This window comes from Faecalimonas canis, assembly GCF_054601575.1.
In genome coordinates, this window is record NZ_BAAHSI010000010.1 from 61305 (window position 1) to 72481 (window position 11177).

The following is an 11177-nucleotide window of genomic DNA, read 5'->3' on the forward strand; positions in this document are numbered from 1 at the left end:
TATGTTAGAGAACGAAAACAATATAAAAGATACTGAATTACAGGAAACAAATGATAAACAAGAAGATGAATATGAAAAATTCTGTTTTATGTGCAGACGCCCTGAAAGTATAGCAGGGAAAATGATTGAATTACCAAATCACATTCATGTATGTTCGGACTGTATGCAGAAGAGTTTTGATGCGATGAACAATGGGCAGATTGATTATAGTAAATTAATGAATATACCCGGAATACAGGTGATGAATGTGGAAGATTTGGAAAGCATGATTCCAAAGCAGCAGAAAGTAAAGAAGAAAAAGCCAAAAGAAGAATCAAAACCGGCATTAGATATAAAAAATATTCCGGCACCTCATAAAATTAAAGCAAGTTTGGATGAATATATTGTAGGACAGGAACACGCGAAAAAGGCCATGGCAGTTGCTGTCTACAATCATTACAAGAGAGTTGCCACAAATACAATGGATGATATTGAAATTGAAAAATCAAATATGCTGATGATTGGACCTACAGGATGTGGAAAAACATATCTTGTAAAAACATTGGCACGGCTTTTAGATGTGCCTTTAGCGATTACGGATGCTACTTCTCTGACAGAAGCGGGATATATCGGTGACGATATTGAAAGTGTTGTTTCTAAATTGTTGGCGGCAGCAGACAATGATGTGGAAAAAGCAGAGCAGGGTATTATTTTCATTGATGAAATTGACAAGATTGCCAAGAAGAAAAATACAAATCAAAGAGATGTAAGCGGTGAATCCGTACAGCAGGGAATGTTAAAATTGTTAGAAGGAAGCGATGTGGAGGTTCCTGTGGGAGCAAATAGCAAAAATGCAATGGTTCCACTGACAACCGTCAATACTAAAAATATTCTGTTTATTTGTGGTGGGGCATTTCCTGATTTGGAGGAAATTATTAAAGAACGTTTGAACAAGCAGGCATCTGTTGGATTTATGGCAGATTTAAAAGATAAATACAATAATGATAAGAATCTTTTGGAAAAAGTGGAAGTAGAAGACCTTAGAAATTTTGGTATGATTCCTGAATTTATTGGTCGTCTTCCTGTTATTTTCACTTTACAGGGATTAGACAAAGACAAATTGGTAAGAATTTTAAAAGAGCCGAAAAACGCGATTTTAAAACAGTATCAGAAATTGCTTGCATTAGATGAAGTGAAACTGGAATTTGATGAGGAAGCATTGGGAGCAATTGCTGAAAGAGCGATGAAAAAAGATACAGGTGCGAGAGCGTTGCGTGCAATTATCGAAGAGTTTATGCTTGATATTATGTATGAAATTCCAAAAGATGATAATATCGGTCAGGTAACAATTACCAAGGCGTACATAGAGGGGACGGGAGGACCGATCATTACTCTTCGAGGACAGGCTGCTATTGAGCAAAAGTCATAAAGAAAATGAAAAGTTATAAAAACAAATAAAAAAAGATAAAAATATTGTAAAAAATGACGGTTGCAAAACATCTCCAAGGGGTGTAATCTGAATAAGGTTTTTAAGAGAAGAGAAAAGATAAGGAGATGTAGACATGGAAGAGTATCGTTATTTGTTAGACGTTGCAATTATTCTTTTAAGTACAAAAGTACTCGGACTTGCAACGAGAAGAGTACAAATGCCACAGGTAGTAGGAGCGTTATTAGCGGGGCTTGTATTGGGACCGGCAATGCTTGGCATATTAACAGAAACTAGTTTTATCCATGAAATCGCAGAAATCGGTGTTATCGTTTTGATGTTCTGTGCAGGTATGGAAACAGATATTAAGGAATTAAAAGAGAGCGGGAAAGCGTCGTTTGTAATTGCGCTTTGTGGTGTTATTGTTCCGTTGATTGGTGGATTTGCAATTGCGTATTTCTTTAATAAGCCAGAGTTGATTTCATCAGATGCAGGTTGCAGTATCTTTTTACAGAATGTTTTCATTGGCATTATTTTGACGGCAACATCCGTAAGTATTACGGTAGAAACATTAAAAGAACTTGGAAAATTAAAAACACGTTCGGGAAATGCTATTCTAGGTGCAGCTATTATTGATGATATTTTAGGTATTGTAGCCCTTACAGTTGTAACAAGTATGGCAGATTCTTCTGTAAGTATTGCGGTTGTATTATTAAAAATTGTAGGATTTTTCATCTTTGCGGGCATTATCGGTGTTTTGTTTTACAAACTGTTTAAAAAATGGAGTGAAACATCACACAAACCGCTTAGAAGACACGCAATCATTGCTTTCGTATTCTGCTTGTTGATGGCGTTTATTGCAGAAGTAGTGTTTGGAGTTGCGGATATTACAGGTGCGTTTATTGCAGGGTTGATTATTTCAAATACATCCCGTTCAGCTTTTGTGGCATCAAAGTTTGATACATTATCTTATATGTTGTTGTCGCCAATCTTCTTTGCCAGCATCGGTTTAAAAGTTGTATTGCCGAAAATGTCAGTTGCCGTTGTTGTGTTCTCAGTAGTGCTATGTATCATAGCTATTTTAACTAAAATTGTTGGTTGTGGTTTGGGAGCAAAATTTTGTGGATATGAAAATTATCAGTGCAAGCGAATCGGGGTCGGAATGATTTCTCGTGGTGAGGTAGCGTTAATTGTGGCAAGTAAAGGTGAAGCGTTAGGACTTTTGGGGTCTAATTTCTTAGGACCGGTTATTATTGTTGTTGTTATTACAACAATTATTACACCGATTTTATTGAAAGTCGTATTCAAATCAGCACCGGCAGATGCACAACCGTCAGATTATGCAGGAAGCAACAAGTTTGCGGAATATGATGACAGTGTTCGTGGAATGCGTGAAGAAAAAGAAATTTGGAAATAAATGTGAATAATTCGTGAAAGGGGACGTAGTAAAATTAAAAAATACTACGTCCCCTTTCACGAAATTTTCACACTTTCATATATTAAAAATAAAAGGAAAATATGTTGGAAGATTCAACTTTATGCAAAGAGCAAATTTTATCGGAAGATTTTAGAGATTTTATTTACGAAAGAGAAAATCCGTATTTTCTGGAGCAGACTTCAAAGACCAGATTGTGTGAGCAAGAAATTGGATTTTATTATCGTTCGGTTTATGTGAATAAGATTTTTGGAGATCCGATGACATTGGAGAGATTTACTTATGGGAGTATTCCGAAATGTTATACATTGTTAGATTCGGAAACGCTAAATCAGGCGGGAATTTCCCAGGTACAAAATTACCCCACATTACAATTGAGAGGCGAAGGGGTAATGATTGGGATTATTGACACGGGAATCGATTATGAAAATCCTCTTTTTAAAAATGCGGATGGTACGACAAGAATTGCGGGAATTTGGGATCAGACTATTCAGACGGGAAGAGAGCCGGAAGGGTTTTTATATGGAAGTGAATATATCAGGGAAGAAATTAACGAAGCATTGCAAAGCGATAATGCAAAAGAGATTGTTCCGACAACAGATACGGATGGACATGGCACATTTGTGGCAAGTGTAGCAGCAGGTGGAGAAAATGTAGAAGAAGATTTTTTGGGAGCAGCACCGCGAGCAATATTAGGAATTGTGAAATTAAAGGAAGCAAAAAAATATTTGAAACAATTTTATTTTATAAATGAGGAGGCAAAATGCTATCAGGAAAATGATATTATGCTCGGAATGAGATATTTGGAGTTGATAGCGGAAAAAGAACAATTACCTCTTATTTTCTGTATACCGCTTGGGACAAATTTGGGAGATCATAATGGAACATCACCTCTTGGAAATCTTCTTTCTTATTATTCGAATGTACATAATATGGCAGTTGTATTGGGCGGTGGTAATGAGGCAAACCAGCGCCATCATTATTATGGCAGGTTGGAGGGAGAGAGAGGAAAGGATTCTGTTGAAATTCGTGTGGAGAGAACAGGGGCCGGATTTACCTTGGAGATGTGGACGGACATACCGAATATTTTCATGATAACGATCACTTCGCCAGCGGGGGAAAGAATCCCGTTTCCAACGGTGAAACAAAGCGAAAGTACATCCGTGCATAGTTTTGTTTTTGAAAGAACAACTGTGTATGTAGATTACAGGCTGCTTGTAGAGAGAACAAATTCAGAATTAGCGTTCATTCGATTTGAAAATGCGGTAGAAGGAATTTGGAAAGTGGAGGTGGAAGCAATACAGGTTGCAGACGGTATTTTCCATATGTGGCTTCCGGTAAAAGAATTTTTAAGTGGGGAGGTATACTTTTTGCGGTCAAATCCGGATTGGACAATTACAGAGCCGGGATGCGTGTGGACAGCAATGACAGCGGCAAACTATAATGGAAGTAATAATAGTATTGCCATTGATTCGGGAAGAGGGTATACTAGAAATGGAAGTCTGAAACCGGATTTTGCAGCTCCCGGAATAAATGTGACGGGGGCGACGGGAAGAAATCAGTTTGTAGAAAGAAGCGGTTCAAGTATTTCAACAGCAATTACGGCAGGAGCTTCAGCGTTGCTTATGGAGTGGCTTTATTACCAGTTGGGCAGAAGAAATGTAGATACCGTACAGATTAAAAATTTGTTGGTTTTGGGAACAAATCGTATGGATACAGAAGAATATCCGAATAGAGTTTGGGGATATGGAACACTGGATTTATATAAAACATTTGATGAGTTAAGGTCATTTTAAGAAGGGAGAAACATAGGGATGAAAGATTTGTTTGAAGATATTGTGGATAGAATTAGTGAAACTGCGGAAACAGTGGGGAAAAAAGCAGGGGAAGTTGTGGAAGTGCAAAAGATTAAAGGAAAAATCCGCACTCTAGAAAGAAATAATAGAAGAGATTTCAGAGATTTGGGACGTATGGTTTATGAGCGTTACAAAAACGGTGAGGTACAGGAGGGGGAATTTTTCGATTTGTGTGAAAATATTTCCGAAAGAGAAGATGAAATACAATCATGTGAAGCCGAAATAGAATGTATCGGTGAGGACTAATTATGATAGTATTTTGCTTTTCGATAATTATTGGAGTTGCACTTTCTGATTTGTGGATGAAAAAACAGGTGGAAAAGAAGATAAAACGAGGGGAAGAAATTCCTGTTTGCAAAGAAAGAATTATTTTTCGCCATGTGCATAACGAAGGAATGGCATTAAATTTTGGGGATAAACATCCTAAAGTGGTGAGATGGTTATCGTTTTTTCTCACTTGTATGGTAGGTGTTTATACGCTTTGTCTGTTTGGAAGAAATAAAAATGGGTTGGAAAAAATTAGTTTAAGTCTTCTGATTGCCGGTGCGATAAGTAATTTATATGACAGAATGAAAAGGAAATATGTTGTGGATTATATCGGATTTCAGACAAAGTGGAAAAAGTTTACAAATATTACATTTAATATAGGAGATTTTTCTATTTTTGTCGGAACGATCGGATTTGTTTTATCCTGTTTAAAAAATAAGTGAGGAGATGCATATGCATCTCCTCAGACTGTTATTGTTGGAAAAATTCTTTAATCTGTTCCAAAATAATATTCATCAATCTTGTTCGGGCTTCTACGCTTGCCCAAGCAATGTGTGGAGTGATAAAAAGTTTTCGGCTGTCTTTTATTGTCAGCAAAGGATTTCCTTCTTCTATCGGTTCTGTACAGAGAACATCCAATCCGGCAGCGGTAATGAGATGATTTTCAAGAGCATATGTTAAATCTTCTTCCACAACGATTGCTCCTCGTCCGAGATTTAGAAAAATAGACGAAGGTTTCATCTTAGAAAATGCAGTCTTGTTCATTAGATTGCGTGTTTTTTCTGTGAGAGGTGCGTGAACGGAGAGAATATCTGATTGTGAAAGGATGGTATCGAAATCTACTTGTATATATCCTTCCTGAGCAGGACTTCCTGAAGGGGAATAATAAATTACTTTTGCACCGAAACATTCTGCTATTTGAGCAACGCGGCGTCCGATATTTCCAAGACCGATAATTCCCCACGTTTTTCCCTCTATTTCAGAAAATTTTTCTTCAAAATGAGTGAAAATTTTGTCGTTGACATAACGTCCGTCTTTTACATAACTATCATAGTAATTTAATTTTTCCAATAGATAAAATAATATGGCAAATGTATGCTGCGCTACAGAGTTGGTTGAATAGCCGGCAACATTGCGCCATGCAATATTATTTTCAGCGAGATATTCTTTGTCCAAATTATCTGTACCTGTTGCAGTAACACAGACAAGTTTTAATTGTTTGGCAGTAGAGATTGTTGATTGATTAATGACAACTTTGTTTAAAATAATTACGTCTGCATCTTTAACTCTGGAGGGAATTTCCTCAGGTGAGGAAAAATCATATCGAATAACTTCACCTAATTTTTCGAAACCGGAAAGGTCAATGTCATCTCCGATTGTTTTTGCATCTAAAAATACTATTTTCATTCTTTCAATCCTTTCTGATTTGTTATAAAATGATTTTATCGTTAAAAATAAAAAAAGTCTACTGGAGATGATAAAATGATACAAGATATACATCCACATATTTATAGGAATGAATACACACCGAAAGAACCCCAAAAAGAAAGTTTTGTCTGCATATATCGGGGGAGGGAAGTGTTGTTGAAAGATTGCATGGAGATTGTTTTTCCTACTATTGAAGAAATGGAAAAATATGAGTCTGATTTTGCGACGAAATGTACATATCTTTTTTCGATTGACAATTGCTCTTTTTATCTGGCGGAAAATTTAAGCGGAGAAATTGAAGGGTATTGCTGGAAAGATACGGAGATGTTTCGCAAACTGAAACCGCAATACCTCGCTTTTGCAGGAATTACCGGATATCAGTTGCACCGCTGGTATCAATCGCACAGATTTTGTGGAAGATGTGGAAAGAAGATGGTTAAAGATAATAAGGAAAGAATGCTGAAATGTGAAAATTGCGGACAAATGGAATATCCGAAAATTTCTCCTGCGGTTATCGTTGGAGTGACATATGGGAACAGGATTTTGCTGTCAAAATATGCGGATAGAGAATATAAAAAATATGCTCTGATTGCAGGGTATGCAGAAATAGGAGAAACAATTGAGGAAACAGTCAGACGGGAAGTTATGGAAGAAGTAGGTCTGAAGGTGAAAAATATTCGATTTTATAAAAGTCAGCCGTGGTCTTTTACGGATACTCTTTTGTTGGGATTTTTTGCGGATTTGGATGGAGAAGATAAAATTACTTTGGATAGAGAAGAATTGGCTTTAGCGGAATGGTTTGAGCGTGAAAATATTCCGATAACGGAAAGAAATATAAGCCTTACAAATGAGATGATTTTACATTTCAAGGAAGAGAAAAATATTGACATTTAATTCAAGGAAGAATATACTATAATTGAAAAAGAGCGATTGCGAATTATACTATTATAATTTGCTTTGCTCTTTTTTCGGTTTAGGGATAAAATAAACAAAAATAAGAGAGGAAGAGAGTATGGAAAAAAACAAAGTAAAAGAGTTTGCGATTGATATTTTGGTAGATATTGTAGGAAATCTTTTGATTGCTATTGGAGTATATAATTTTGCGGCTAATTCAGGATTTCCTGTTGCAGGAATTTCAGGAATTGCTATGATTTTTTATCATTTATTCGGCTTACCAATCGGTACAATGACAATTATATTAAATATTCCGATTGTTATTATGTGTTACAAATTACTAGGAAGAGGATTTCTTCTTCGTTCCCTTAAAACAATGATTATTGCATGGCCTCTTATGGACTATGTAGCGCCGATGCTTCCGGTATATTCGGGGGATAGGATGCTTTCGGCTATATGTGTAGGAGTATTTTCGGGATTAGGTTACGCTATGATTTATATGAGAAATACATCTACAGGGGGAGCGGATTTTATTATCATGTCAGTTCGTGCGTTAAGACCGCACTTATCTATCGGAAAAATCACATTCCTTACAGATGTGATTATTGTCGGACTCGGAGGACTTCTTTTTGGAGATGTGGACAGTATTATTTACGGATTGATTTTGACATACATTCTTTCTGTTGTTGTAGATAAGGTTATGTATGGTATTGATGCAGGAAAAATGACGTTAGTTGTTACAGACCACGGACATGAGGTTGCGAAACGGATTGATGAACTTACACAGAGAGGTTCAACATTTTTGCGTGGTGTAGGAAGTTATTCGGGCGAAGAAAAATTAGTTGTAATGTGTGCTTGTAGTAATAAGGAAATGCATATGGTACAAAAAGCGGTCAAAGAGGTAGATGAAAATGCCTTTTTAATAACAATGGAATCAAATGAAGTGCGAGGAGAAGGATTTAAACCTCATTAATGATAGAAGAACACCAAAATTCTCTAAGATAAGAGGATTTTGGTGTTCCTTTTTTGAATAAGAATTATGTTTACATTTTTTGTAAAAACATAGTATAATACAGAAAAAGAGAGCGGTAAGGATAAATAAAACACACAAATAAGAAAAGAAAGGTGGTTATAGAGGGAGAAATATTATGTGTGCAGGTGTAACTGGCTAAATGCATGAAAAAAGAAAGGAAAAAATAATGAAAAGAAAACAGAAAACATTATTATCATTTTTGATGGTTATGGCGATGCTGCTCGTTAATGTTCCTCAGGTGCAGGCGGAAAATAATGACCCATATGCAAACTGGGACACGATTAAAGTATTTGAAACAACAGATGTTCACGGATATATTACAGATGTTTCAACATATGAGGAAGAAACTTTTCAATACAGACTTGCATATATTGCAAAAATTGTTAATGATGCAAGGAAAAATAAAGAATATGAAGGGGTACTTTTACTGGACGGCGGAGATATTTATCAGAGTACACCGCATTCTAACTTAACTTTTGGAGCGCCGATGCGTGCGGCTTATGATAAAATGCAATATGATGCAGTTGCTCTCGGAAATCATGAATTTGACTGGGATGTTCAAAAATATGCAGCAGATGAGCAAGGGACGATAGCACCTTATGAAATAGGAAGTTACAAGGGAGATCCTAATATTCCTGTGCTGGCAGGTAATATTTATTATAAGCAAAACGGACAGAGAGTTCCATTTACACAGGATTATACCGTAGTAAAAAAAGGTGATTACGATATAGCAATTGTCGGATATGTAGAAGACTATACGAATGATATAAAGGCTTCTCAAATAGCACCATATAAAATAGATGCAGATTTAAATAAACTTAGCGAGAAAACAAAAGAAGTAAAAGAAAAAACAAAAGCAGATATTGTTATGGTTTTGGCGCACGGTGAACCTGAACCGATTGCGAAAGCGATGAATCCGGAAGTGGTGGATTTGGTTTTGGGAGGACATTCCCATAAGAAAAATGTAGGAACGGCAGAAAATGGAATTGATTATATTCAAGGAAATTCCAAAGCATATGGTTATGCATCGGCGGAAGTAAAGATTAATCCTGAAAATAATGATGTAGAAGTAGTAGAGCCAAGTTATGTGGATACGACAGCGAAAGAAAACGTACAAAACTTGTATTATCAGAACGGAAATAATCCACATTTGGATAAAGAAATCACAAAAATCAGTCAGGCAGCATGGGATGAAGTGAAAGACGAAATGTATGAAGTTCTCTGTACAGTAGACAAAAATATTACAAAATCGCCTATTCAGGAAGGAACAACAACTTCCATAGCAGGAAACTGGCTGGCAGGATTGATGCTGGATGCAACAAAAGAGCAAAATACGGTTGCAGCATTTACGAACAGTGGCGGAATTCGTACAGATATTTTGCTGGAAGAAGGAATGGCAACAAGAGAGGTTACAGTAGCGGATATTTATACAATCACACCGTTTGGAAATAGAATTTATACTTATGAAATAACAGGAAAGCAAATGGCACAACAATTAGAAAATGCCTTGTTGGGAACAAAAGAAAGTTCTAATTTTGGCGACCAGTTTTCAGGAATTACAGTTACTTATGAAAAAGCAGACGGTAAAATAAAAGTAACTTCTATGATAACGGACAGTGGAGAAGAAATTTCTGTTTATGATACAGAGAAGAAATATCCGGTTTGTGTAAATGAATATTGTGCAACTTTAGATGGCTCTGTATTTAAAGATTTAAAACCTCTTGTTCCTACTGATGATGCGCCGGTAGATAATTTGAGTGCAATTCAGGCATTGCGTGACAGAAGAGATGTGCAGGGATTGAAACTGGAGTTAGATACAAAAGTAAGGGCAATAGAACAGCCGGTTGGAACATATCTTGTTGAAGAGGTTGCACGGTTAGAAAAAGAGGTGCAATTATATAAAATAGAAACAATAAAATCTTCAGATATGGAAAAACTTCAACAGTTAAACGCAAAAGGAAAAGAATTAATGGCAAATCCTAATATAACTGAAGAACAGAAAAGTAGAGTAAATAAGATTGCGGGACATATTAAAGTGCTTTCAGAAAGGGTTGCTCTGGCAAAATCAGCCTTAGAAACTGAAAATATCAATAAAGCAGACCGAATCAATGTGGATAATGTAAAAGTTGCGGATAAAAAATTACTTGAAAATGCGAAAAAAGATTTAGAGATGGCAGAAAAACTATATAAAGGAAATTATACAGAAGAAGAACTGAAACTATTAAAGATGAAAGTGGAGCAGGTTCAAAAGAATTTAGAAGAAATCGACAAGTTGCAAAATATTATCAAACCGGAAAGCAGTGGAAATGTAACATCAAATCCAAAGACAGTTGACACAGCACAAGTGATGATTTGGCTAATAATGATGACAATTGCAACGGGAAGTTTAGTGGCGTTAAAATATAAGAAGAAAAATTAATATGCAGTAAGGTGCGATAAAAGGAAGGGTCAGATAGGACTCTTCCTTTTTGTGTGAATGATAAGAGATTTTTGTTTATGTCATATGCTAAAAAGAATTAAAAAAATGAAAAAAGATGTTGACATATGCAGGAGGGGATGATATTATAGACAAGCACTCGAGAAACGGGCAGACAAGTCAAAAACAAATTTCAAAAAAATGAAAAAAGTTGTTGACAAAGAAGAACGGATATGATATTCTAATATGGCTGTCGCAAGAGAGCGAAAGAAAAACAGAACATTGATAATTAAACAATAGACAACGAACCTGAAAATTTCTAAGAGAAATAAACAGAACGAATCAGAGAGATCTGACGAACCAAACAGTAAAAGGGATAGAATTGCTAGTAGTGCTTCTTGAACGGGAAACCACTTTTAACGAGAGTTTGATACTGGCTCAGG

9 protein-coding genes are annotated in these 11177 nt (G+C 36.1%); 8 read left to right on the forward strand and 1 reads right to left on the reverse strand.

Annotation, left to right across the window (positions count from 1 at the left end):
- Position 1: 1 nt before the first annotated feature.
- From clpX to lspA, 5 genes are all read left to right on the forward strand, one after another.
- Complete coding sequence (gene clpX / locus ACYPXO_RS03295; protein WP_459639256.1) at positions 2 to 1408, forward strand: ATP-dependent Clp protease ATP-binding subunit ClpX; 1407 nt, start codon at positions 2 to 4, stop codon at positions 1406 to 1408.
- A gap of 133 nt (positions 1409 to 1541) precedes the next feature.
- Complete coding sequence (locus ACYPXO_RS03300) at positions 1542 to 2822, forward strand: cation:proton antiporter (protein WP_459639257.1); 1281 nt, start codon at positions 1542 to 1544, stop codon at positions 2820 to 2822.
- A 101-nt stretch (positions 2823 to 2923) separates the two neighbouring features.
- The gene (locus ACYPXO_RS03305; protein WP_459639258.1) at positions 2924 to 4636 is read left to right on the forward strand and encodes a S8 family peptidase; all 1713 of its coding nucleotides are present in this window, start codon (positions 2924 to 2926) and stop codon (positions 4634 to 4636) included.
- Between the two features lie 18 nt (positions 4637 to 4654).
- Positions 4655 to 4942: a hypothetical protein gene (locus ACYPXO_RS03310; RefSeq protein WP_459639259.1), complete on the forward strand. Its 288-nt coding sequence runs from the start codon at positions 4655 to 4657 to the stop codon at positions 4940 to 4942.
- Positions 4943 to 4944: 2 nt separating this feature from the next.
- Positions 4945 to 5406, forward strand: coding sequence for a signal peptidase II (lspA, locus tag ACYPXO_RS03315; RefSeq protein ID WP_459639260.1), 462 nt, complete (start codon positions 4945 to 4947; stop codon positions 5404 to 5406).
- A gap of 28 nt (positions 5407 to 5434) precedes the next feature.
- On the opposite strand, the gene ACYPXO_RS03320 is transcribed toward lspA, so the two are convergent.
- Positions 5435 to 6370, reverse strand: coding sequence for a D-2-hydroxyacid dehydrogenase (locus tag ACYPXO_RS03320; protein ID WP_459639261.1), 936 nt, complete (start codon positions 6368 to 6370; stop codon positions 5435 to 5437).
- A gap of 75 nt (positions 6371 to 6445) precedes the next feature.
- On the opposite strand from ACYPXO_RS03320, the gene nudC reads away from it, so the two are divergent.
- The 3 genes from nudC (at position 6446) to ACYPXO_RS03335 (ending at position 10737) form a co-directional block, all read left to right on the forward strand.
- Positions 6446 to 7285, forward strand: a complete 840-nt coding sequence (gene nudC / locus ACYPXO_RS03325) for an NAD(+) diphosphatase (protein ID WP_459639262.1) — start codon at positions 6446 to 6448, stop codon at positions 7283 to 7285.
- A gap of 118 nt (positions 7286 to 7403) precedes the next feature.
- Positions 7404 to 8258 (forward strand): YitT family protein, encoded by an 855-nt coding sequence (locus ACYPXO_RS03330; protein WP_459639263.1) that lies wholly within the window; start codon positions 7404 to 7406, stop codon positions 8256 to 8258.
- A 226-nt stretch (positions 8259 to 8484) separates the two neighbouring features.
- A complete protein-coding gene (locus tag ACYPXO_RS03335; protein WP_459639264.1) occupies positions 8485 to 10737 on the forward strand; it encodes a bifunctional metallophosphatase/5'-nucleotidase in 2253 nt (750 codons plus the stop codon).
- Positions 10738 to 11177: the final 440 nt, after the last annotated feature.